Annotated in this window: 18 protein-coding genes, 1 tRNA gene and 1 other RNA gene; 15 read left to right on the top strand and 5 right to left on the bottom strand. The window is 62.9% G+C overall.

The window, feature by feature from the left end; all coding sequences use genetic code 11:
• The first annotated feature begins 24 nt into the window (after positions 1–24).
• The 7 genes from AT302_RS16105 (at position 25) to AT302_RS16075 (ending at position 7,741) form a co-directional block, all read left to right on the top strand.
• Positions 25–1,233 (top strand): DNA-3-methyladenine glycosylase family protein, encoded by a 1,209-nt coding sequence (locus AT302_RS16105; RefSeq protein WP_084656270.1) that lies wholly within the window; start codon positions 25–27, stop codon positions 1,231–1,233.
• Positions 1,234–1,388: 155 nt separating this feature from the next.
• The gene (locus AT302_RS16100) at positions 1,389–2,357 is read left to right on the top strand and encodes an acetyl-CoA carboxylase carboxyltransferase subunit alpha (RefSeq protein ID WP_058379288.1); all 969 of its coding nucleotides are present in this window, start codon (positions 1,389–1,391) and stop codon (positions 2,355–2,357) included.
• A gap of 124 nt (positions 2,358–2,481) precedes the next feature.
• Positions 2,482–3,948, top strand: coding sequence for a tRNA lysidine(34) synthetase TilS (gene tilS, locus AT302_RS16095; protein ID WP_058379287.1), 1,467 nt, complete (start codon positions 2,482–2,484; stop codon positions 3,946–3,948).
• Between the two features lie 298 nt (positions 3,949–4,246).
• The gene (locus AT302_RS16090) at positions 4,247–5,497 is read left to right on the top strand and encodes an aspartate kinase (RefSeq protein ID WP_058379286.1); all 1,251 of its coding nucleotides are present in this window, start codon (positions 4,247–4,249) and stop codon (positions 5,495–5,497) included.
• 305 nt (positions 5,498–5,802) lie between these two features.
• Positions 5,803–5,896: transfer RNA gene (locus AT302_RS16085), tRNA-Ser, on the top strand.
• A 123-nt stretch (positions 5,897–6,019) separates the two neighbouring features.
• Positions 6,020–6,361: an FKBP-type peptidyl-prolyl cis-trans isomerase gene (locus AT302_RS16080; protein ID WP_058379285.1), complete on the top strand. Its 342-nt coding sequence runs from the start codon at positions 6,020–6,022 to the stop codon at positions 6,359–6,361.
• A 138-nt stretch (positions 6,362–6,499) separates the two neighbouring features.
• Entirely contained in the window at positions 6,500–7,741 is a 1,242-nt protein-coding gene (locus tag AT302_RS16075) for an MFS transporter (RefSeq protein WP_064675095.1), read from the top strand.
• Positions 7,742–7,859: 118 nt separating this feature from the next.
• Here the strand turns inward: AT302_RS16075 and AT302_RS16070 are convergent, their stop codons facing one another.
• Positions 7,860–8,840: an aspartyl/asparaginyl beta-hydroxylase domain-containing protein gene (locus tag AT302_RS16070; RefSeq protein WP_237171942.1), complete on the bottom strand. Its 981-nt coding sequence runs from the start codon at positions 8,838–8,840 to the stop codon at positions 7,860–7,862.
• A 298-nt stretch (positions 8,841–9,138) separates the two neighbouring features.
• Between AT302_RS16070 and AT302_RS16065 the strand changes: the two genes are divergently transcribed.
• The 5 genes from AT302_RS16065 (at position 9,139) to AT302_RS16045 (ending at position 15,888) form a co-directional block, all read left to right on the top strand.
• Entirely contained in the window at positions 9,139–11,055 is a 1,917-nt protein-coding gene (locus tag AT302_RS16065; RefSeq protein WP_058379283.1) for an extracellular solute-binding protein, read from the top strand.
• A 32-nt stretch (positions 11,056–11,087) separates the two neighbouring features.
• Entirely contained in the window at positions 11,088–12,143 is a 1,056-nt protein-coding gene (locus tag AT302_RS16060; protein ID WP_058379282.1) for a microcin C ABC transporter permease YejB, read from the top strand.
• Between the two features lie 46 nt (positions 12,144–12,189).
• On the top strand, positions 12,190–13,275 hold the full coding sequence (locus AT302_RS16055) for an ABC transporter permease (RefSeq protein ID WP_157125941.1): 1,086 nt from the start codon (positions 12,190–12,192) through the stop codon (positions 13,273–13,275).
• Entirely contained in the window at positions 13,272–14,867 is a 1,596-nt protein-coding gene (locus tag AT302_RS16050; RefSeq protein ID WP_058379280.1) for an ABC transporter ATP-binding protein, read from the top strand. Before AT302_RS16055 ends, AT302_RS16050 begins: the two co-directional genes overlap by 4 nt.
• A gap of 295 nt (positions 14,868–15,162) precedes the next feature.
• Positions 15,163–15,888 carry a C40 family peptidase gene (locus AT302_RS16045; protein ID WP_084656266.1) on the top strand — a complete coding sequence of 242 codons (726 nt, stop codon included), beginning with the start codon at positions 15,163–15,165 and terminating at the stop codon, positions 15,886–15,888.
• Positions 15,889–15,990: 102 nt separating this feature from the next.
• Here AT302_RS16045 and AT302_RS16040 read toward each other — a convergent pair whose 3' ends face one another.
• Complete coding sequence (locus AT302_RS16040) at positions 15,991–17,019, bottom strand: patatin-like phospholipase family protein (protein WP_058379279.1); 1,029 nt, start codon at positions 17,017–17,019, stop codon at positions 15,991–15,993.
• Positions 17,020–17,446: 427 nt separating this feature from the next.
• On the opposite strand from AT302_RS16040, the gene AT302_RS16035 reads away from it, so the two are divergent.
• On the top strand, positions 17,447–18,502 hold the full coding sequence (locus tag AT302_RS16035; RefSeq protein WP_058379278.1) for a Fe(3+) ABC transporter substrate-binding protein: 1,056 nt from the start codon (positions 17,447–17,449) through the stop codon (positions 18,500–18,502).
• A gap of 159 nt (positions 18,503–18,661) precedes the next feature.
• Here AT302_RS16035 and AT302_RS16030 read toward each other — a convergent pair whose 3' ends face one another.
• From AT302_RS16030 to trxA, 3 genes are all read right to left on the bottom strand, one after another.
• Entirely contained in the window at positions 18,662–19,696 is a 1,035-nt protein-coding gene (locus tag AT302_RS16030; protein ID WP_058379277.1) for a tetratricopeptide repeat protein, read from the bottom strand.
• 151 nt (positions 19,697–19,847) lie between these two features.
• The gene (rho, locus tag AT302_RS16025) at positions 19,848–21,110 is read right to left on the bottom strand and encodes a transcription termination factor Rho (protein WP_042115527.1); all 1,263 of its coding nucleotides are present in this window, start codon (positions 21,108–21,110) and stop codon (positions 19,848–19,850) included.
• 193 nt (positions 21,111–21,303) lie between these two features.
• Positions 21,304–21,630, bottom strand: coding sequence for a thioredoxin TrxA (gene trxA / locus AT302_RS16020; RefSeq protein ID WP_058379276.1), 327 nt, complete (start codon positions 21,628–21,630; stop codon positions 21,304–21,306).
• Between the two features lie 305 nt (positions 21,631–21,935).
• Between trxA and ffs the strand changes: the two genes are divergently transcribed.
• An RNA gene (ffs, locus tag AT302_RS16015) (signal recognition particle sRNA small type) lies at positions 21,936–22,034 on the top strand.
• A 337-nt stretch (positions 22,035–22,371) separates the two neighbouring features.
• A complete protein-coding gene (gene dnaX, locus AT302_RS16010) occupies positions 22,372–24,324 on the top strand; it encodes a DNA polymerase III subunit gamma/tau (RefSeq protein ID WP_058380368.1) in 1,953 nt (650 codons plus the stop codon).
• Positions 24,325–24,330: the final 6 nt, after the last annotated feature.

Raw genomic sequence — 24,330 nt, 5'->3', positions numbered from 1 at the left:
GCGCGGCGTATCGAGGCGAATTTCATGGTGACTCGTAAATCCGTGGCCGCAAAGGCCACGACCCAAACCGCCACGACCGGACGCGTTGCCAAGGCCACGCGGCCGACGGCCAAGCGCGCGGCGCCTGCCAAGGTGCCCAAGGCCGATGGCCAGTCCCGCAAGGTCGAGAGCAAGGCCGGCGCGAAGACAGCTGCCGTAAAGGCGGCGCCGGCGCCTGTGGCGACCAAACGTGCCAGCAGCGGCAATGGTGCGGCGGCGGTTGCCGACAAGCTCAAAAAGGTAGTGAAAGCTGGCAATGGCGCCGCGGGCAAGTCGACCAAGGTCGCTGCGGGGGCGGCGCGTAAGGCGTCGGCCCGGATGGCCAAAGCCGATGGCGCGGATGTGCCGGCGAAGGCGGCCAAGCCGACCCGTCAGGCCAAGCCCGCGAAGTCCACGCGCGCCACCGGAACGGCGGCGAAGGGCAACGGCGCGGCGGGCGTTGCGACCACGCGTCGCGTGATCGCCAAGCGCGACGGCGAGACGCGTATCGTCACGCCGGAGATTGCCCGCATCGAAACCGACGTCGTGGAGCAGGCTGTCACCGGTGTGGTGCCGCTGCCGGTCGCGCCGGGCGCGACGCGCCCCGACTTCTGGGATCAGGCCTGCGCCGATCTCATGCGACGCGATCGCATCCTCAAGAAACTGATTCCCCAATTCGGCCCGGCGCATCTGACCGGTCGCGGCGAGCCGTTCGTCACGCTCGCGCGCTCGATCGTCGGCCAGCAGATTTCGGTGAAAGCGGCACAAGCGGTATGGGACCGTGTGGTCGCCATCTGCCCGAAGCTCACGCCGGCCCAATTCATCAAGGCAGGGCACGACGCGCTGGCCGGTTGCGGGCTGTCGCGTCGCAAGGCCGAGTACATCCTCGATCTGGCAACCCACTTCAAGTCGGGTGCGTTGCACGTGGACGCGTGGGCCAGCATGGACGATGAGGCCGTCATTGCCGAGCTGACCGGCATTCGCGGCATCGGACGCTGGACGGCCGAGATGTTCCTGATGTTCAACCTGTTGCGCCCCGATGTGCTGCCGCTCGACGATGTCGGGCTCATCAACGCCATCAGCGTCAACTACTTCAGCGGCGAGCCCGTCACGCGCAGTGAAGCGCGCGAAGTGGCCGCCAATTGGGAGCCCTGGCGCTCCGTCGCTACGTGGTACATGTGGCGAAGTCTCGAACCGGTACCGGTCGAATACTGATTGTTCCGCTTAGGACGTATAATCCACGTCCGATTCCGTATCATTTAGTCATTATCGGTGTCTATTGTTTGTCGAGAGGCGATGAAAGTTGCCTATCTTGATCGGACAGTGGTCGCCGGCGGTACAATACGCTGCCGCATTTCCGGGGAAACCTGATGAAGAACACCTTTTTGGATTTTGAACAGCCGATCGCCGAACTCGAAGCGAAGATTGAAGAATTACGCTTCGTGCAGGACGACTCCGCCGTCGATATTTCCGAAGAGATCGAGCGCCTCTCTAAAAAGAGCCAGCAGCTCACCAAGGACATCTATACGAACCTGTCGCCGTGGCAGGTTTCGCAAATCTCGCGTCACCCGCAGCGTCCTTACACGCTCGACTATGTGCGCGACATCTTTACCGACTTTCACGAGTTGCATGGCGATCGCGAGTTCTCGGACGACCATGCCATCGTGGGTGGCATGGCCCGTTTCAACGGTCAGGCCTGTATGGTCATCGGTCATCAGAAGGGCCGTGATACGAAGGAGCGCGCACTGCGCAATTTCGGCATGCCGCGCCCCGAGGGCTATCGCAAGGCCATGCGCCTGATGAAGCTCGCTGAGAAGTTCGGTTTGCCGCTGTTCACGTTCGTCGACACGCCGGGTGCCTATCCGGGTATCGATGCCGAAGAGCGCGGCCAGTCGGAAGCCATCGGTCATAACCTGTTCGTCATGGCCGAGCTCAAGACGCCGATCATCACCACGATCATCGGTGAAGGCGGCTCGGGCGGTGCGCTCGCCGTGGCCGTGGCCGATACGGTCGCGATGCTGCAATTCTCGACGTACTCGGTCATTTCGCCGGAAGGTTGCGCCTCCATTCTGTGGAAGAGCGCTGCGAAGGCACCGGAAGCTGCTGAAGCGCTGGGCCTGACCGCTCACCGTCTGAAGGCGCTCGGCCTGATCGACAAGATCATCAACGAACCGCTGGGTGGTGCGCATCGCGACCCGCTCGGCATGGCCGGCATGCTCAAGCGTGCGCTCGCCGACTCGGTGCGCCAGTTCCAGGGCATGAGCCACAAGGAGCTGCTCGATCGTCGTTTCGAACGTCTGATGAGCTATGGCAAGTTCAAGGAAGCCGGCACCAAGTAAGTCGTCGGCCAGCGCGTCGCCGCCGTTGGTGGCGATGACGTCTGGCGGCACACCGCCCGTGTCTTCCTCGCCTCATACCGCTGCCGCGTTCGCCTCTGCCCGAGGTGACGCGGCAGTTGTACATGTGGACGTCGCTTTGCGCGTCGCGTTGGCCCATGCCTTCGCTGCGCGCGATGGCGAACCGCCTGCCGTGTGCGCGCCCGCCACGCCGGCAAATCCTTCGACGTCCACCTCTCTCGAATCGTCTGCCGTGCCACGTCTGGCATTGGCGCTCAGTGGCGGTCTCGATTCCATGGTGCTTCTCGATGCATTGGCACACTGGACACAATCGCGACGCGACGCCGGTGAGCCGGTGGCGCTGCCGCTGGCCATTCATATCCATCACGGATTGTCCGGGCACGCCGACGAGTGGCTGGCCACGTGCGAGCGTGAGGCGCGTCTGCGGGGCTTTGCCTTCGAGGCACGTCGGGTGAATGTGCCGCGCGACGCGCGTCAGGGTATCGAAGGGGCCGCGCGCACGGCGCGTTACGCCGCACTGGCCGAGTGTTGCGCCGAACACGCCATCGACTGGCTGCTCACGGCCCATCATGCGAACGATCAGGCCGAGACGGTGTTGCTGCAAATGCTGCGCGGCGCCGGGCTGCCGGGTGTTGCGGCGATGGCCGTGGCGGGGGTGTTGCCGGTCGCGTCCCCGGCGAAATTGCTTCGTCCGCTGCTCGACGTTTCGCGCGAAACGATGCAGACCTTTGCGACGGTGCGTTCGCTGTCGTGGGTGGAAGATCCCTCCAATCAGGATCGTCAGTATTTGCGCAATGCACTGCGTCACGACGTGATGCCCGCGATTGCCTCGCACGTGCCTGCTTATCGCGAAACGCTCGCCCGTTTCGCTCGGCACGCGGCGCAGGCCCAGTCGTTGCTCGATCAACTCGCACAGATGGATTTTGACGCCGCGCATGTCGATGCGTCGCGTCTGCAACGCCGTCGTTTGCAGGGCCTCGACATCGCGCGTCTGGCGAACCTGTTGCGCTATTGGGCAGCGCGCGAAGGGTTGGCGCCGCCGCCCGAGGCGCGTCTCGATGAATGGGTGCGGCAGATTCGCGATGCGCAACCCGACGCGTCGCTCACGCTGCCACACGGCAATGCCGTATTGCGCCTGTATCGCGACGTGCTGCAATGGACGCCGGTTTATGCCGCCGCGGATGCCGACGCTGCCGTCGATGACGTTGTACTGCGCTGGTCAGGCGAGCGCGTCTGGCCGTTGCCGCAGTGGCAGGGGAGTGTCGTATTCGAGCCGGTGGTGGACGCGGTCGCGGCAACGGAGACGGCAGGAATTGCCGAAGCGGCGTTGCGTGCGCACCCGCTGATCGCTCGCGAGCGGGCAGGGGGGGAGCGCTGGCGCGAACGTGCCGACGGGCATTCGCGCTCGCTCAAGCATTGGTATCAGAACAAGGGCGTGCCGGCGTGGCAGCGCCATGTGCCGATCGTCTGGCAAGCGTCGGGCATTGTGTTCGTGCCACGTCTGGGCATCGATGGTGCCGCGTTGTGCATCGACGGCCCGCGTTGGCGGATGATGTGGCGCGACGAGGCATGATCGGCTGACCGCCTTCATTGCACCTCGCATCCACCGCGCCAATCACATCATGCTGCTATCTCCGCCCTTGATCGGGCGATTCGGCATATCCCCTCGTAACCGCTGAAATCTGCAGCATGATCTGCTGCCGAATGCGGCGCGTGAGCCCCCTGACAGTGCAATCTGCGCCAAACCGGCTCATGTGCGATACATTCGTGCGATAATCAAAAGTTCCGCGAATCGAAACGTCATCGATGCCCGTTCCAGGGTATCTGCGCAGGATTCATAAACGGTTTCAAATCAATGTGTTAGCAATGTTATGGCTCTGATCGTACACAAATACGGCGGCACGTCGATGGGCTCGGTGGAGCGCATCAAGAATGTCGCCAAGCGCGTGGCCAAATGGCATAAGGCCGGTCACAAGATGGTGGTGGTGCCGTCGGCAATGTCCGGCGAAACCAATCGTCTGTTGGGTCTGGCCAAAGAGATTTCGGCCGAACCCGATCCGCGCGAACTCGACGCCATTGCCGCCACGGGCGAGCAAGTGAGCGTTGGCCTGCTGGCGCTCGCTATCAAAGCTGAGGGCGTCGACGCCGTGAGCTACGCCGGCTGGCAAGTGCCGATCAAGACCGACAGTGCCCATACCAAAGCCCGTATTTCGGAAATCGACGACAAGCGCGTGATGGCCGATCTCGATGCCGGCCGCGTGGTCGTCATCACCGGCTTTCAGGGGATCGACCCGAACGGCAACGTGACCACGCTCGGCCGTGGCGGTTCGGACACGTCGGCAGTTGCTGTGGCAGCCGCACTGAAGGCCGACGAATGCCTGATCTACACGGACGTGGACGGTGTGTACACCACCGACCCGCGTGTGGTCGACGAGGCTCGCCGCCTCGATAAGGTGACTTTCGAAGAGATGCTGGAAATGGCCAGCCTCGGTTCGAAGGTGTTGCAGATCCGCTCGGTGGAATTCGCCGGCAAGTACCAGGTCAAGACGCGTGTGCTCTCGAGCTTGACCGATCCGATGATTGCGCTCGACGAAGAAGCGCGCTCGGGCACGCTGATTACTTTTGAGGAAGACGAACAAATGGAAAAGGCCATCATTTCGGGTATCGCATTCCAGCGCGACGAGGCCAAGATCACCGTGCGCGGTGTGCCGGACCGCCCGGGCATCGCCTACCAGATCCTCGGCCCGATCGCCGACGCGAACGTCGATGTCGACATGATCATCCAGAACCAGAGCGTGGACGGCAAGACCGATTTCACGTTCACGGTGCCGCGTGGTGACTTCCAGCGCGCTATGACGCTGCTGCAAAACGACGTGCAAGGCCATATCGGTGCGGCGGAAGTGTCGGGCGACCCGAAGGTCTCGAAGGTCTCGATCGTGGGTGTGGGCATGCGCTCGCACGTCGGTATCGCCAGCAAGGCGTTCCGCACGCTGTCGGAAGAGGGCATCAACATCCAGATGATCTCCACCTCGGAAATCAAGATCTCGGTGCTGATCGACGAAAAGTACATGGAGCTCGCCGTGCGCGCGCTGCATAAGGCTTTCGAACTCGATCAGGCGTAAGTCACTCGAAGTCACGAGACATGGAAAACGCATCGCGCGTGCAAACGTGCGATGCAAAGTGTCTGAAGTGTTTGAATCAGCAGCAGAAATTCGCGTCGGATTCTCGCGGGACGGATGGAGCGTGAATGCGGCGCGAAACGACATTGCGGTGTCGTGATGCGGGGAAAACTCCCCGTGCGTGGCGAAAGCATGACAGGTGCGCAAAAAAAGTTGGATTTTGATGCGCATAATGTTTGACGCAACGCGGAACACTAGGTAATATCACGCCTTCGTTACATCACCTCCCTGATGTGACGACAAGTTTGGGAGACGTGGCCGAGAGGTCGAAGGCACTCCCCTGCTAAGGGAGCATCTGGGCCAAAACCTGGATCGAGGGTTCGAATCCCTCCGTCTCCGCCAAGTCGCCTTGGCGGAACACCCCCGGCTCTTCGCGGAGAGCCGGGGGTTTTTTCTTTCCCGAGTTCGCGCGTTGGCGATACCTCGCGCGTCGATTTCTTCCCCCCTCTTCGAGCGAGAACCACGATGTCGACCATCACTACCGATTCCGGCCTGCAATACGACGACCTCCAAGTGGGCGACGGTGCAGAAGCCACCCCCGGCCAGACCGTGACCGTCCACTACACCGGCTGGCTCACCGACGGCAAGAAGTTCGATTCGAGCAAAGACCGCAATGATCCGTTCGCCTTCGTGCTGGGCGGCGGCATGGTCATTCGCGGCTGGGACGAAGGCGTTGCCGGCATGAAGGTCGGCGGCAAGCGCAAGCTCGTTATTCCGCCCGAACTCGGCTATGGCGCACGCGGCGCCGGCGGTGTGATTCCGCCGAACGCAACGCTGGTCTTCGAGGTTGAACTGTTGGACGTCTGAACCATCGAACGCCGTATCTGACCGATAACGATACGGCCGATGCAACAGACACCCCCGGTGCCTCGCTGGCACCGGGGGTGTTGTCTTTTTACGTGGGCCTTCGTCATAAGCGTCGGCCACACAAAGGAGCCTTACGAGGTGTCTCACTCAGCAACTCCTGCTTTACGCGTTTCACGATTCTGGTTTCCCTTCTCGCTGGTGCTCTTCGAGTTCGCGGTCTACATCTCGAACGACATGATCATGCCCGGCATGCCGCTGGTGACGCGCGAATTCGGCGCGTCGGCGGAAATGACGACACTCGCACTCACCGCCGCCATGCTTGGCAACGCGAGTCTGCAATGGCTGCTCGGCCCGCTCTCCGATCGCTTCGGACGCCGTCGCGTACTGCTCTCCGGTCTCACGATGTTCGTGCTCGCGTGTCTCGCGATGCACTACGTGCAGACGATGCCGCAATTCATCGCGCTGCGTTTCCTGCAAGGCATGGGCTGCTGCTTCGTGCTGACCGTTGGCTACCCGACCGTGCATGAAGCCTTCGAAGAGAAGACGGCTGTGCGGGTGATGGCGCTGATGGCCAACGTGTCACTGCTCTCGCCCTTGTTCGGCCCGCTCGCGGGTGCCGCCGTCGTGTCGTACTGGCCGTGGCGCAGCATCTTCTGGTTGATTGCGCTGGTGGCCGTGGCGTCGTTTATCGGCCTGTATCGCACGATGCCGGAGCTTTCGCGGCATGACCGCAATGCGCTCAACGCGAAAGCGCTCTGGGCGGGTTACAAGCTGCCGCTCTCGAGCGCGCGGTTCTGGCGCGGTGCGGTGCTGACGGGCGTGGCGATTACGCCGTTGCTCACGTGGATTGCACTGGGTCCGGTGTTCCTGATCGAGCGTGCCGGGCTGTCGCAGATGCACTACGCGATGTTGCAGGTGCCGGTGTTCGCGGCACTGATTCTCGGCAACGTCGTGCTCGCGCGTCAGGTGGGCCGCTGGTCGAATGGCCGGCTGTTGGCCACCGGGGTGGCCGCGATGCTGATCGGCGCGGCGGTGTCGCTCGTGGGGACGGCCATTCTGGCCCCCGGGTATCCGGCGCTGCTCGTCGGCACGTCGCTGCATGCGTTCGGTATGGGCATGAGCTATGGCGTGGTGTATCGGCAGTCGCTGTTTGCCGTGGACAGCCCCAATCGCGCGACGGTCGCGGGCATGCTCAGCATGATCACCATCGTCGTGGCGGTGGCCGTGATCGAAGCGATGAAGATGGCGTATCTGCATTTCGGGGATGCGGCACTCGGCATTGGCGCCATGATGGCAGCAGCACTCGTTGCCGTGCTGGCAGCGAACTTCGTGCCGCCGCCGGCGCAGGACGTCCTCGCACAACCGGGGCGTCAGACGTAACGACGTCCATCGGAAGGCGCTTGCGTCAGTGAATCAACGGCGTTGACAGGCAACAAAACAAAAAGCCAGCGAAAGCAATTTCGCTGGCTTTTTTGTGGGTGGCGGCCGGATCAATGCGTCAACCGTGCGCTCGCTCGTTGCTGGACGCTTCTGCGTGTTCGGAATGCTCGGCGTGCGCAACATGTGACGCATCGGCCTCCTGTGGCGGCACCCGCGGTTTGGCGGCCGACGTGGACGTCGCGCTGGGCGAGGGCGTAGCAGCGGCTGCCGCAGCGGCAGTGACGGCAGTGGCACCACTGCCAGCGGTGGCAGGCGCAGTGTCCGGCGCGGCTTGGCCGTCGTCAGCGTAGTAGTCGCGCTCCCACTTCTCGTGATTCGTCTTGGCTTGCTGCAACTCGGGTGTCAGCGGCGCGAAGGCCAGCAGCAACCGGTTGAGCCACGACACCGGCACCTTGCAGGGGCGTTCGAAATCGACGAACAGCACCACACGCGTTTCGTCGGTGTCGTTGTGCACTTCATGCGGATAGGCATCGTCGAAGATCACTGCGCGATTGGCCTGCCACACGTAGCGTTGCCCATTCACTTCAATCCAGCATTGCTCGCGCTCGCGCGGCACTTTCAGCGCGAGGTGCAGGCGCAGCACGCCGTTATAGGGGCCGCTGTGCAGGGGAATCTGCTTGCCCGGCGAGAGGATCGAAAAGAAGGCCGTGCGCAAGCCGGGAATGCCATCGAGTGCCGCCGCCGTCGCCGGACACCGCGCGAGGTTGCGCTCGGCGCGCATGCCGTAGCCGAGAAACACGAAGGTCTGCCATTGATGGTCTTGCGTGATGGTGGCGACGTCGGGTGAGATTTCGTGGAAGGCCGGCAGACGTCCGGGCGTGGCGAGCACGGCGTCGAGTTCTTTGGCGATCGCGGGGGCCTGCGCTTCGAGTGCCCCGACCCAAGGGAACAGGGCGTTATCGAAGATGGGCCGGTCACCGACCAGTGAACCCCGGGCAATGCGGCGTTGCGCGGCTTCAACACACTGGAAAAAAAATCGGGCAAGCCAGCGGGGCAGGGTACGGTTGGGGTTCTGCACAGGCGATCGTGTAGCACTCAACGGCGGCCTCCAGGGCGGGAGCGGGGGAACCGATCCGGCGGGTATGTGTCCTTAAGAGCGGCATACGGACCGGGCTTTTGGGTACAATTGTCGCGCGGTCCGGCCCTGCCGCCAAGCCTCACGGGGGAATCTCCCCGGCAGACGCGTTACGAGAGGTTACGGCAGGTTACGGCACAAACGCGCTTGTGTGCAGAACACAGGGGCACGATGCCGACGGGGCGAAGGGGAGGGGCAGGATGCGTTCAGCCCCGGCAGGCGGGTGCACACACGATGCTGCATCGGAGACGACAGGAGACGCATGAGCGCGCAAACGACACAGCATCCACGCACGACCGAAGATGATTTGCCTCGGCCATTCGTGCCTCTCAAAGCGTTTTTTGCTGCGTTGATTGTCGTGTTGTTCGCTGGCCTCGGTATGAGCCAGCCGGCGTATGCCAAGTACGCCATCGCCCAGTATGGCGAGCCCAAATACCCGCAAGGCTTCACCCACTTCGACTACGTCAATCCGGATGCCCCGCGCGGCGGCACGCTCACGCTGGCCAACCCCGACCGGCGCACCAGCTTCGATAAGTTCAATCCGTTCACGCTGCGCGGTTCGGCACCGGCCGGTGTCGCCAGCCTCATGTTCGAGACGCTGGGCATCGGCAGCGGCGACGAACCCGCCACCGTCTATGGCCTCTTGGCCGACGACATTGCCGTGTCGCCCGACGGCACCTCGGTCACGTTCCACCTGAACCCGGCCGCGCGTTTCAGCAACGGCGATCCGGTGACCGCACAGGACGTCAAATACTCCTTCGACACGCTCATCAGTCCGCAGGCCGCGCCCGGTTTCAAGGTGATGCTCTCCGACGTGAAGGGCGTGACTGTGCTCGATAAAAGCCGCGTGCGCTTCGATTTTCGCCGCGTGAGCCCCGACCTGCCGCTGTTGGTGGCGGGGGTGCCGGTATTCTCGCCGAAGTGGGGCATGGGTCCGGATGGCAAGCGCAAGCCGTTCGATGCACTGACCTTCGAGAAGCCCATCGGCAGCGGCCCGTACTTGATCGAGTCGTACGACGGCGGCCGGCGCATCACCTTCAAACGCGATCCGAACTACTGGGGCGACAACCTGCCGGTGCGGCGCGGCACGTTCAACTTTGAGCGCATCGCGTACAAGCTGTACACCGACGACATCGTGCGGCTCGAAGGTTTCAAGGCGGGTGAGTTCGACGCAACGACCGAGTATCGCGCGCGCAGTTGGGTGCGCAGCTACGTCGGCAAGCGCTTCAATAGTGGTGAGCTGGTCAAGCGCGAGTTCGGGCATCACAACGCCGCTGGCATGCAGGGCTTTATTTTCAACACGCGCCGGCCGATGTTTCAGGACGTGCGCGTGCGCCGCGCGCTCGATCTCGCGCTGGACTTCGAATGGCTCAACCGCCAGCTGTTCTACGACCAGTACCAGCGCATCTACAGTTACTTCACCAACAGCGATCTTGCGGCGCGCGGCCTGCCCACGCCGGATGAACTGAAGCTGCTCGAACCGTTGCGCGCGAAGCTCGACCCGGCCGTGTTCGGGCCGATGGTCGTGCAACCCACGACGACGCCCCCGGCGAGCCTGCGCGAAAATCTGCGTCAGGCGCGCGAACTGCTCGCCCAAGCCGGATGGACGTATCGCGACGGCGCACTGCGTAACGCGAAGGGTGAGCCGTTCGTGTTCGAGTTCATCGACGACGGCGGTTCGATGGGGCCGGTGGCGTCCGCCTACGCGCGCAATCTGGCCAAGCTCGGCATCACGCTGAACTTCCGCACGAGCGACTTCGCGCTGTATCAGAAACGCATCGAGACCTTCGACTTCGACATGATCTCGCTGCGCTTCCCCGATTCGCAGATTCCGGGCACCGAGTTGATCGACCGCTTCGGCAGTCAGTCGGCCAATGTCGACGGCTCGGATAACGTCATCGGCCTCAAGGACCCGGCCGTCGACGCGCTCGTGGCGGCGCTGGTGCGTTCCCATACGTATGAAGATCTGGTCGCATCAGCACGCTCGCTCGACCGCGTGCTCTCGCACGGTTACTACATCGTGCCGCACTGGTTCTCGTCGACACACCGCATGGCATACAAAAGCTATCTGCGCTTTCCCGACACGCTGCCGTTGTACTACACCGCCGATGGCTGGCTCATCGCGATGTGGTGGGATTCGCGTGTCGGCAAGGGCGCGGCCAGCGCCGACCGCCACTGACCGCCGGGCACCTACAGGAGCTGTCTTCCACCATGTGGTCCTACATACTCAAGCGTCTGTTGATCATGATCCCGACGCTGCTCGGCGTGATCACCCTGACTTTCGTCGTCATCCAGTTCGTGCCGGGTGGTCCGGTCGAACAGGTGATTCTCGAGCTCAAGCATCGCGGTGGCGGCGGTGAAGCGAGCGGCGGGGGCAGCGGCAACAACTATCGCGGACGCAACGGCGTCGATGCCCAGCAACTCGCGCAGATCAAGGCGCTTTACGGCTTCGACAAGACGCCGGCGGAGCGCTATTGGCTGATGCTCAAGCGCTTCGCGCAGTTCGATCTCGGCCAGAGTTATTTTCACCATCAGAGCGTGTGGTCGCTGATCGTCTCAAAGCTGCCGGTGTCGATCTCGCTCGGGCTATGGACCTTCTTCCTGACGTATCTGATATCGGTGCCGTTGGGCATCGCCAAAGCGGTGCGCAACGGTTCGCGCTTCGACACACTCACCAGTCTGGTCGTGCTCGTCGGCTACGCCATCCCGGGCTTCGTGCTGGGCGTGTTGCTGCTCGTGCTCTTCGGTGGCGGCACGTTCTGGCAAGTGTTTCCGTTGCGCGAACTTGTCTCGGATAACTGGGCCGAGCTGTCGTGGCCCGCGAAAATTACCGACTATCTTTGGCACATCACGCTGCCGGTGACGGCATCGGTCGTGGGCAGTTTTGCCGTGGTGACCATGCTCACCAAGAACGCGTTTCTCGACGAAATCCGCAAGCAGTACGTGCTGACCGCGCGCGCGAAAGGGCTCTCGGAGCGCAAGGTGCTGTTCAAGCATGTCTTCCGCAATGCGCTGATTCCGCTCATCACCGGCTTTCCGGCGGCGTTTATCGGTGCGTTCTTCGCGGGCAGCCTGCTGATCGAAACGCTGTTCTCGCTCGACGGGCTCGGCCGTCTGTCGTTCGAATCGGTGCAGCGGCGCGACTATCCGGTCGTGCTCGGCTCGCTCTACCTGTTCACGCTGATCGGACTCGTGACCAAACTCATCTCCGACCTGTGCTACGTGCTGGTCGACCCGCGCATTCAATTCGACCGACTGGAGCATTGACGTGAACCGATCCGACACGCCATCGCCGCGTCCGCCTCGTTCGTCATTGCCGCCCGTCGCGGCACCTGCCCGCCCGTCACACTCGGCGCGCTCGCCACGCTGGCGCGTCTGGCGGCGCTTTCGCAGCGAGCGGCTCGGCTACTGGAGCCTCATCGCGTTCGTCGTGCTGTTCGGCATCAGCCTGTTTGCCGAAGTGCTCTGCAACGACAAGCCGTGGGTGGTGCGCTACGAAGGCCAGTGGTACTTCCCACTCGTCAAGACGTATCCCGAACTCACCTTCGGCGGCGACTTCCCCACGCCAACCGATTACCTCGATCCGTTCATCGAGAAGCGCATTCGCTCGGGTGACAATTTCGCGATCTATCCGCCGGTGCGCTACAGCTACGACACCATCAACTACTTCGCGAAGGTGCCCAATCCGGCGCCGCCGTCGTCCGAGAACTGGCTCGGTACCGATGATCGTGGGCGTGACGTGTTCTCGCGGCTGCTGTACGGCTTCCGGTTATCGGTGATCTTCGCGCTGGCGCTCACGATCTCGGGCACGCTGCTGGGCATTCTGGCGGGCGCCGTGCAGGGCTTCTACGGCGGACGCATCGACCTGACGCTGCAACGGCTGATCGAAATCTGGGGCTCGCTGCCGGAGCTGTATCTGCTGATCATCTTCGCGTCGATCTTCGAGCCGCAGTTGTGGCTGCTCTTCGTGCTGCTCTCGCTGTTCGGCTGGATCGGGTTGTCCGATTACGTGCGCGCCGAGTTCCTGCGCAATCGCCAGCTTGATTACGTGCGGGCGGCGCGGGCGATGGGGTTGTCGAACTGGCAGATCATCCGGCGGCACGTGCTGCCCAACAGCATGACGCCGGTCATTACGTTTCTGCCGTTCCGCATGAGCGGGGCGATTCTTGCGCTCACGAGTCTGGACTTTCTCGGACTCGGGGTGCCGCCGCCGACGCCGAGCCTCGGTGAACTGTTGAGTCAGGGCAAGGCAAATCTCGACGCGTGGTGGATCTCGCTGGCGACGTTCGTGGTGCTCGTGCTCACGCTGTTGTTGCTCACGTTCATGGGCGATGCGCTGCGCAATGCGCTCGATACGCGCGTGGCCGACAAGCAGGCTGCCGCCGGGGGGGTAATGTGAGCGCGCCGCTGCTGAGTATCGAAAACCTGTCGGTGCGCTTTGGCGACACCGAGGTCGTGAAGGATCTGAGTCTTGCCATCGGACGCGGCGAACGCGTGGCCCTCGTGGGCGAGTCGGGCTCGGGCAAGAGCGTAACGGCGCTGGCCATTCTTCGGCTGCTGCAAGATGCGCAGGTGCAGGGCAAGGTTGTGCTCGACGGCGTCGATCTCGCCTCGCTGCGCGAGCGCGATATGCGGGCGCTGCGCGGCAACGATATCGCGATGATCTTTCAGGAGCCGATGACCGCGCTCAATCCGCTCTATCCGATCGGCGAGCAGATTGCCGAGGCGCTGGAGCTGCATGAGGGCTTGTCGCCGAAAGATGCCAAGGCGCGTGCGATTGCCTTGCTGCGCCGCACCGGGATTCCGGAGCCGGAGCGCCGCGTTTCGCACTTTCCGCATGAGTTGTCCGGCGGTCAGCGCCAGCGCGCGATGATCGCGATGGCGCTGGCGTGTCACCCGAAGCTGCTGCTGGCCGATGAGCCGACGACGGCGCTCGATGTCACCATTCGTGCCCAGATCATGGAGCTGCTGCTGGAGTTGCAGCGTGACGCCGCCGCGACGCGCGGGATGGCGGTGTTGCTCATCACGCACGATCTGAATTTGGTGCGTCGCTTTGCCGAGCGCGTGGCGGTGATGGAGAAGGGCGTGCTGGTGGAGTGTGCCGACACGGAAACGCTGTTCACGCAGCCGCAGCATCCGTACACGCAGAAGCTCATCAACAGCCGCCCGCAGCGCGAGATTCACCCGGTGTTGCCGATTGCGCCAGTGTTGCTCGAAGCGAAAGGTGTGACGGTCGACTACTCGATTGCGCAACCGGGCATGCGTGGCTGGTTCAAGCGAGGCCTGTTCCGCGCGGTGCATCCCGTCGATTTGTCGCTGCGTCAGGGCGAGACGCTGGGCGTGGTGGGGGAGTCGGGGTCCGGCAAGTCGACGCTGGCGATGACACTGCTCGGGTTGCAGCGGGCAAGTGCCGGCCAGATCGAGTTTCTCGGCGAGCCGCTGGCCAGCTACCGGGGGATGGCGCAGCGCACGTTGCGCTCACATATGCAGATCGTGTTTCAAGACCCCTACGGCTCGCTGTCGCCACGCATGACCATCGAGGAGATTGTCGGCGAAGGGCTGGCGTTGCATCGCCCGCAGCAATCGGAGGCGGACCGCCGCGCAAGGGTTGCAGACGTGCTCCGCGAAGTGGGTATCGACGCCCGCGCGATGTCGCGTTATCCGCATGAGTTCTCGGGTGGGCAACGGCAACGCATTGCCATTGCCCGGGCGCTGGTTGTCGATCCACAAATTCTCGTGCTCGATGAGCCGACCAGTGCGCTCGACGTGTCGATTCAGCAGCAGGTGCTCCATCTGCTGGCGCAGCTACAGGTGAAATACAACCTGAGCTACCTCTTCATCAGTCACGATCTGGCCGTTATGCGTGCCATGGCGCACCGCGTGCTGGTGTTCAAAGATGGGCATCTGGTGGAGCAGGGCGATACGGAATCAGTATTTTTTGACCCGCAAAACGATTACACCCGGGAACTGGTCGCGGCTGCCATGTTGTAGTCACCTCAAGTTGCGTGACGCGGCGGCGAAACATCGGGCAACGTCACGAAACGTCGGCTAAATCACAAGGGCTTGATTGTTAATGAAAATTTTCTGGTTGTAATGATTGTTTTTTTCTATTACCTTTTGACATCGTGTGACGTTCACATTACTATCGCGTACCAATTAAGTTGAATATTCAACGAGTTAACCGAAGCGAAAGCGAGGGTAACCCCGAGATATCCGACATAGCACCACCGTAGTTGCACCTGACGAGCTACTCATCGGCCATCCGACACCCTCAACCCGGCGACCAATGCAGACGAAACCTAAGCGCACCCGCAAGACTCTCCTTCTCGCGTTCACTGCCGCTGGGCTCGTCACCGCCTCGTTGACGGCAAAAGCTGACGACTACAACAACGGCCCCTCGGCCGCCGCCCGCGCTGCGGCGGCTGCTATTCAGGCCGCTTCGCAAACTTCCTCCTCGACTTCGACCAGCAACGCCTCCTCGGGCGCGACGGGTATTGCAACGGGCGATACGCCGGTTGCCGCCGTGGAAGAGTCGCGCGTGCAACGTGCGCAGAAGCTGCTCTCGAATGTGACGGACAAGGCGTCGGACGTCGTACTGGGCGCGCTGAACTACATTGGCGTGCGCTACAAGTACGGTGGCAACACGCCGGACAGCGGTCTGGATTGCAGCGGCTTCGTGCGCTATGTGTTCCAGGACACACTCAACTTCATGCTGCCGCGCCGCTCGGAAGAGATGAGTCAGGTGGGTGAGCGCATTGCCAAGACCGATCTGAAGCCGGGCGATCTGGTGTTCTTCAACACCATGCGCCGCAGCTTCTCGCACGTCGGTATCTATATTGGTGGCGACAAGTTCGTGCACGCCCCGGCCACGGGCGGCAAGATTCGCGTGGAAACGCTGAGCGAGTCGTACTGGTCGGCCCGCTACAACGGCGCGCGCCGCGTCGAGACGCTCAAGGCCAGCGCCGAGCTGTCGCGCGTCGAACAGATCTTCAAGAACGATCACCCGATGTAAGTGGCAGGTGTGCCCGGGGCAAACGCCGGGACGCCTCAGCCAGACGAACAAAAGAAATGCCGCCCTCGGGCGGCATTTTTTATGGCTAAGGCCAATGGGTTCTCAGCGGGCGGCTTGCTGGGTGCCGTTGGCTGCCTGTGCCTGAGCTTCGGCGAGCTTGCGCTGAATCTGCGGCCATTGTTGCGACACGGCTTCCTCTCCCGCCAGAATGGCGCGATTGCGCCCCTGAAAGTCCGAGGCCCCCATCTTGGCCAGCGACGGGCGGATGACCACGTCCGCGTTCTTCTCCAGTTCGTACTGCTTGATCGACTGGCCCATGATCGTGAACGTCTGCATCAGGATGTCGAACTGCCCCTGCGTTGCCTGTGCGGTCGGGTTGGCCGAGATGTCGACCGCAATCACGAAGTCGGCGCCCATCTGACGCGCGTACTCGGCCGGCACCGGCGCCACGAGGCCGCCATCCACGTAATCGCGGTTGCCGATATGCACGGGTTCGAACACGCCCGGCACGCTGCTGGACGCCCGCACGGCCTGACCCGTGTTGCCACGGCGGAACAGGATCGGCGCGCCGCTTTGCAGGTCGGTCGCCACAATGCCGAGCTGACGCGGCATCTGTTCGATCGGACGGTCCTTGAGGACCTTGTTGACGTACGACTGAAGCGCTTCGCCGCGCAGCATGCCGCGCGACCGGAACGGCATCGTCCAGTCGCTGATCGAGGCCTCGTCCATCGTCGAGGCCAGACGGTTGAGCTGGAAGCCGTTCAGGCCCGAGGCGTACATGGCGCCCACGACACTGCCGGCACTGGTGCCCACAACGATGTCGGCGTGAATGCCACGCGCTTCCAGTGCCTTGATCACGCCCACGTGCGCAAAGCCGCGTGCGGCACCGCCACCGAGTGCCAGCCCGATCTTCAGGGGGCGGACAACCTTGGGTGGTGTGAGCGGCGTGGCGGGTGTTGCCGGGGTCTGGGCGAGCGGCGTAGCGGGGGAGGTCTGGGTTGCCGGGGCATTGCCGCCGTTGGCGCTGACATCGACGGAGGGGGCGCTGGCGCAACCAGCCAAGACGGCGGCCACGGTCAGTGCCGCAAGCGTGGGGCGCACACGGCGCAAAGTGGGGAACAACGGCAACAAGGGGAGAACTCCAACAGGGCGGGACGGGCGAGTACGGCAGCAGGGGGCACCGACGCGCAATTTTACGGCGATTGGAGCGTCGCGAATACCCATCAGTTCACTTTTGGAGGGGGAAGTCGAGGGGCGTCGACTCGTCGGCGCCCTTGCGGAACCTTCTCCGGCAGCACTCGTCTTATCTGCCGCAACCATCTGCTGTGCCCCATCCCCCATCTTCTTCCTCCATGCGCCCGCAACGATTCACTCGGGAAATGGTGAATATCGAAACAAATGAGAATAAGAATCATTTGCTTTGATATGAATATTTCATTATGCTGTTCCTTTGTGCAAAACCGTTTGCCGCCGATTGTCGGGATTTTCAGCGGCTTTCCGGGCGCATTCAGATTCACTCGCACTCACTCACTCTCACTATTTCTCCGGGGAACTGCCCATGAAGGCGACGACGATTGGCAAACTGACGCGACTGACGGTGCTGGGGGCCACGATGGCCGCAGCATTCGGTGCCCAAGCCGATACCGATAAGGTGCTGAATCTTTACTCGGCACGTCATTACCAGACCGACGAGCAGCTTTACGGCACGTTCACCAAGCAGACCGGCATCAAGATCAATCGCATCGAAGCGGACGACGCCGCGTTGCTGGAGCGTTTGAAAGGCGAGGGCGCGAAGAGCCCGGCCGACGTGATTCTGATGGTCGATGCCGCACGTCTGGCCAAGGCCGACGAGGCCGGGCTTTTTCAACCGGTGAAGTCCGCCACGCTCGACGCGCGTATTCCCGCCAAGCTGCATGCCGCCAGCACCAACAAGGGCACCGACTGGTATGGCTTCTCGACGCGCGCTCGCGTGATCGTCTACAACAAGGACAAGGTCGACCCGAAGACGGTGGCGTCGTATGAGTCGCTGGCCGATCCGAAGCACAAGGGGCAGGTCTGCACGCGCTCGGGTTCGCACCCGTACATGCTGTCGCTGGTCGGTGCGCTGATCGCACGTGACGGCGCGGCGGCGACCACGAAGTGGGCGGAAGGCATGGTCGCGAATTTCGCGCGTGCACCGCGCGGTGGCGATACCGATCAGATCAAGGCGGTCGCGACGGGCGAATGCGGGGTGGCGCTCGCCAACTCGTATTACTACGTGCGCATGGCGCGCTCAGACAAGCCGGAAGACAAGGCGCTGATGTCGAAGGTGGGCTTCCTGTGGCCGGATCAGGCAGGGGCGGGCACGCACGTGAACGTTGCGGGTGCTGGTGTAGCCAAGCACGCACCGAACCGCGACAACGCCGTGAAATTCCTCGAATACCTTGCCAGCGACGAAGCGCAGCAATACTTTGCCAACGGCAACAACGAATGGCCGGCCGTGCCGACGACGAAGGTCGATAACCCGGCACTCGCCTCGCTGGGCGACTTCAAGGCCGAGACGGTGCCCATTGGCACCATCGCGAAGAACCTGCCGGAAGCGCAGCGTATTCTCGATCGCGCGGGCTACAAGTAATACGGTGGCGCGTCGCGGTTGACGCGTTGACGGCCTGCAAAATGCAAAGGGCGCCGGAGGATCTCCGGCGCCCTTTGTTTATCGTGCATCGGCGTGAGGCATTGCCGTCCTCGACGCCGATACCGATACCGATACCGATACTGATACCGATCGCGAAGCTCAGTCGACTTCTTCGTCTTCGTCGCCCGGTTGGTACATGTGATAGTCGCCGGTCGCGTACACGCCCTTGTACGGCGTCGGCGATTCGTCGTCGTGATCGACCGGATGCGTCTCGGCGATGCGCAGCGACGCGCGGACTTGCGGCGGCTCGCACTCGGCGATCAGGCGCAGGGCTTCTTCCTCGTTCTCGGCGACCACGTCGTACGTGGTGACGAATTCAGGGGCAGGGCCGTCGGGGTCTTCATCTTCGAGTGGCTCGTACCACTGGCCTTCGACGATCAGATGCATGGCCTTGGCCGTGTCCGATTGCTCGCCACGCGCCGCACGCAGCGACCAGAGGACGAGCTCGCTCCACTTGTAAAGCTGCACGGCGTCCTGGGCGGCGGCAAGCGCCTTCGCGTCGTCGCCCGACTGCTTGTAGGCGAGCGACAGTTCGGCGTAGACGCCGGCCATGGATTCGTTGCTGCCCTCTTCATCGCCTTCGTGATTGTGCAGCGCGTTGAAGGTGTCGATGGCGGCTTGGGCGTCACCCTGCGCATTGAACAGATGCATGCGCAGCGCGATAGCGGCTTCGATGAACGCATGGCCGTTCTGCGCCAGATAGGGGCTCTCGAAGACGCGGTCTAGACGAAGATGCGCGGCCTCGCGGTCCCCGTGACGCGAGAGGGCGTTGGCGTGGTTGAAGTCGATGATGACGACATCTTCGTCGGGGGCGGCATTGCCGGCGGCTTCGTACGCGTCGACGGCGGCGGGGAAGCGGTCGAGGTCGGCCCGAAAGTTACCGAGCAATTGCCACAGACGCCAAAGGCCCGATGCGCCGACTTCTGCTTGGGCGACGCCTGACTCGAGCACGGACACTGCCTGTTCCATCTCGTCCATTTCGGCATAGGCGGCTGCCTGAATCTCATAGCCGCTCAGGTGCTTCATCGATTCGAGCTGCTTGCCGATTTCCAGCGCAGACTCGGGGTCCCCGGCCTCAAGGTGGTTGGCCGCTTCGGCTATCAGGTCGTTCGACAGATCGTCTTGTTCAGACATGGCAGATTCTCCATGGGGGCGTGGGGATTGCGCCCATCATATAACAGGGTTCGTGACAGCCCGAAGCATGCCGGGCGGTCGTGGAGGACGGTGCGAAATAAAAAAGCCGCGACGGGTGTCGCGGCTTTTTGACGTGATGCGCGTCGGGCTATCAGCCGCCGCGGCGCATCAGATCGAAGAACTCGGCGTTGTTCTTCGTCTGCTTGATCTTGCCAAGCAGGAATTCCATCGCTTCGGCCTCGTCCATGTCGTAGATCAGCTTGCGAAGCACCCAGATCTTTTGCAGGATCTCGGGCTTGATCAGCAGCTCTTCGCGACGCGTGCCGGACTTGTTCAGGTTGATCGACGGGTAGACGCGCTTTTCCGCGAGACGGCGCTCGAGGTGCACTTCCATATTGCCCGTGCCCTTGAATTCTTCGTAGATCACGTCGTCCATGCGGCTGCCGGTTTCGATCAGCGCGGTGGCGATGATCGTGAGCGAGCCACCTTCTTCGACGTTACGGGCTGCGCCGAAGAAACGCTTCGGGCGTTGCAGCGCGTTGGCATCGACACCGCCGGTCAGCACCTTGCCCGACGCCGGGATCACGGTGTTGTAGGCGCGTGCCAGACGCGTGATCGAGTCGAGCAGAATGATCACGTCCTGCTTCATTTCGATCAGGCGCTTGGCCTTCTCGATCACCATTTCGGCGACCTGCACGTGACGCGTGGCCGGTTCGTCGAACGTCGAGGCGATCACTTCGCCCTTCACCGAACGCTGCATTTCGGTCACTTCTTCCGGGCGCTCGTCGATGAGCAGCACGAAAAGCTTGGCTTCCGGGTGGTTGGTGGCGATGGCGTGCGCGATGTGTTGCAGCATCACGGTCTTGCCGGACTTCGGCGAGGCCACGAGCAGGCCGCGCTGGCCCTTACCGATCGGGGCAATCATGTCGATGATGCGGCCCGTCACGTTCTCTTCACCGCGAATGTCGCGCTCGAGCAGCAGCGGCTTGTTCGGGTGCAGCGGCGTGAGGTTCTCGAACATGATCTTATGTTTCGAGGCCTCGGGCGGGTGGTCGTTGACCTTGTCCACCTTCACGAGCGCGAAATAGCGTTCGCCGTCCTTCGGCGTGCGCACTTCCCCTTCGATCGTGTCGCCGGTATGCAGGTTGAAGCGGCGGATCTGCGACGGGCTGATATAGATATCGTCCGTGCTGGCCAGATACGACGTCTCAGGCGAGCGGAGGAAACCGAAGCCATCCGGCAGCACTTCGAGCGTCCCGTCGCCATAGATGGTTTCGCCGGTCTTTGCGCGCTTCTTCAGAATGGCGAACATCAGCTCCTGCTTGCGAAGGCGGTTGGCGTTCTCGATTTCGAGACCGTTCGCCATTTCTAGCAGCTCGGAGACGTGCTGGGACTTTAGTTCGGATAAATGCATACGGAGGTGCCGTCCGTTGGACGACAAGTGAAGGATCAGGGAAAAGTGAGCGAACGCTCGAAGAACTTTGGGATGCTTTGTGGCGGATTATATAGCAAGCAGCGCGAGGCGCAAGCGTTGCGCCGTCGGCGGGGTGCCGGGCTGTCGCGCTGCGGCGACAAAGGCCCCGGCACCTGCTGCCATCAACCCGTGATTACAGGTTGTTGTCGAGGAACGCCGTCAGTTGCGATTTCGACAGTGCGCCGACCTTCTGGCCAGCCACAGCGCCGTTCTTGAACAGGATCAGCGTCGGGATACCGCGGATGCCGAACTTGCCCGGGGTGGCCTGGTTGGCGTCGACGTCGATCTTGGCGATCTGCACCTTGTCGCCGTATTCCTTGGCCACTTCTTCCAGGATCGGGGCAATCATCTTGCACGGACCGCACCATTCTGCCCAGAAGTCGAGCAGCACCGGCTTGTCCGATTGCATGACGTCCGCTTCGAACGAGTTGTCGGAAATGTGTTTGATGTTTTGGCTCATGAGTGTTTTACGCCTCGTCTATCTATTCGGAAACGCTTCGGGAAAACGGTACCTTCGTGCCTCGTTTTCGCCTGCGCCGGAGATGTCGCTCGGCCTTGTGTCCGGGCGTTCATTCTCCATATGGAGGCTGCAACAGCGTGATTCAATAGGACGCGTCATTGCAGTTTGCGGTCATATTAACGGAAATCGCCAACGCTTGCGCGCGCCGCCCCATATGGAAAACGCCCTCGCCAGAGGGGTATCGCTGACGGTTCGGCAAGAATAGCGCTTCTGTTGGCGCGTCGACTCTGGTAGAATCTTTTCCTGACGGGCCTCCTCGCATGGTGGCGCGGCCAATCTGGTCAGGTCGGGAACGAAGCAGCCACAGCCGTTTTCTACCAGTGCCGAGGGTCAGGCTCGTCACCTTACCTCCTTGTTTTATCGAAGTTCTCAGCGCGTTCTGCGCATCGTACTCTCCCTCGAAGTCATGTGTTTCAAGCCCGCAATACGGTTTTGCGCTCGCTTGCCGTCACGCTGTCGATCATGCTTTCCCGCTATCGATGCGATGCATTCTCATGCGCCTCGCGCAGGGCGGACGGGCGCGGTAGAATCGCGCAACATTTTTTTCTATCGCACCGATAGTCTCCTCAATTCGCCGGCGTCATTCACCGCACGACGAGGTGACGTTCCGAGCCGGATCGACGCCTGATCGGGCGGCGTCCAACGGTGCGGAAGCTCACCGCCGAACTGTTACAATTTGGCATGACCTATCAAGTACTCGCGCGCAAATGGCGCCCCAAAGGCTTCTCGACCCTGGTGGGCCAGGAGCATGTCGTGCGTGCGTTGACGCACGCGCTCGAGCAACAGCGCCTGCATCACGCCTATCTGTTTACCGGCACGCGCGGCGTGGGCAAGACAACGCTCTCGCGCATTCTGGCCAAGGCGCTCAATTGCGAGACGGGGATCACGGCGCAGCCGTGCGGCGTATGCCGCGCCTGCCGTGCCATCGACGAAGGCCGCTTTGTCGACTACGTCGAGATGGACGCGGCCTCGAATCGCGGCGTCGACGAGATGACGTCGCTGCTCGAAAAAGCGGTCTACGCGCCGGCAGACGCGCGCTTCAAGGTCTACATGATCGACGAAGTGCACATGCTCACCGGTCACGCGTTCAACGCGATGCTCAAGACGCTCGAAGAGCCGCCTGCGCACGTCAAATTCATTCTCGCGACGACCGATCCGCAAAAGATTCCGGTCACCGTGCTTTCGCGCTGCCTGCAATTCAACTTGAAGCAGATGCCGGCCGGGCACATCGTCTCGCATCTCACAACCATTCTCGGTGAAGAGGGTATCGACAACGAGCCCCAGGCCCTGCGTCTGCTCGCGAAAGCCGCCAGCGGCAGCATGCGCGATGCGCTTTCGCTGACCGATCAGGCGATCGCCTATGCGGCGGGCCCGCTCACCGAAGTTGCGGTGCGCGGCATGCTCGGCGCGATCGATCAGAGTGTGCTCGTGCGTCTGCTCGATGCATTGAAAGACGGCTCGCGTACCGACCTGATTGCCGTGGCCGACGAGATGGCCGAACGCAGCTTCTCGTTTGCCGCCGGTTTGCAGGATCTGGGCAGTCTGCTCCACAAGATCGCGCTCGCGCAGTTCGCGCCGGACGCCGTCTCGGACGACTGGCCCGAAGCGGCCGACGTGCGCCGGCTCGCCGAAGCGATTTCGCCGGAAGCCGTCCAGCTCTATTACCAGATCGCAACGCGCGCGCGCGGCGAGTTGGGCCTCGCGCCCGACGAATACACCGGTTTCTCGATGGCGCTGTTGCGCATGGCGGCGTTTACGCCGCTGCTCGCGGGCGGGACGCTGGCCGAGTCGCCGACGCCCCACGCGGCACCCCGTGCAGCAGCCCCCGCCGCTGCGCCTGCCGCGGTGCGCGCGCCGCAGGCTTCTGCGCCGGAATCGCCGCGTTCAGCGGCACCCCAAGCATCTCAGGCACCCGCCGCGCAGCCGGAGGTGCGTCGAGCACCGGCAGCGCGTGCGACGGCACCGACCGATGGCGCTGGCGCGCCGATGTCGCCGGCCCGTGCCGCACTGGCGGCGCTCAATGCAGGGCGCAAGGGCACTGGCGGGCGAACGTCGGGCGGCACGAGCGGCGCCTCGTCGGCCTCGGCCGGTCGCAGTGTCAATGCCAATGAGTTCCGCCCGGCAGACGATGCCCCGGCGGGCGCTGATCCGGAGCCCGAGCCTGCTGCCGCCGGCATAACCCCAGCCTCGGCTGCTGCCCCGGCGGCGCCGGCCGCACCCCGCGCCGTTGTCTACCGTGAAGCGGACGGCAACGCCCCCGTCTTTACCGGCGAGTGGCCTGCGCTCGCGGCGGAATTGCCGGCGCGCGGTCTGGCCCGGGAGCTGGCGTTCCAGAGCGAACTGACCGAAGTGGCGGGCCGTGCGCTGCATTTGCGCGTGCCGCTGCGTCAGTTGGCCGATTCGGCCACCGCAGACAAGTTGCGGCAGGTGTTGTCCGAACACTTCGGCGGCGACGTCCAGGTGAATGTCGAACTGGGGCAGGTGGGCACCACCGCCGCATCGCTCGCCGCCGAAGCGGCGGCGGCCCGGCAACGGGCGGCCGAACAGGCCATTGCCGACGATCCGCTGGTGCGTGAACTCATCGACGAATTCGACGCTCAAATCCTGCCAAATAGCATTCGGCCGGTACAATAAGCGGGT

Origin of the sequence: Pandoraea norimbergensis (genome assembly GCF_001465545.3) — a bacterium.
In the GTDB taxonomy this organism is placed as follows: Bacteria; Pseudomonadota; Gammaproteobacteria; order Burkholderiales; family Burkholderiaceae; genus Pandoraea; species Pandoraea norimbergensis.
The sequence above is the reverse complement of the archived record's forward strand: the minus strand, read 5'-3'. Positions and strand labels throughout refer to the sequence as shown.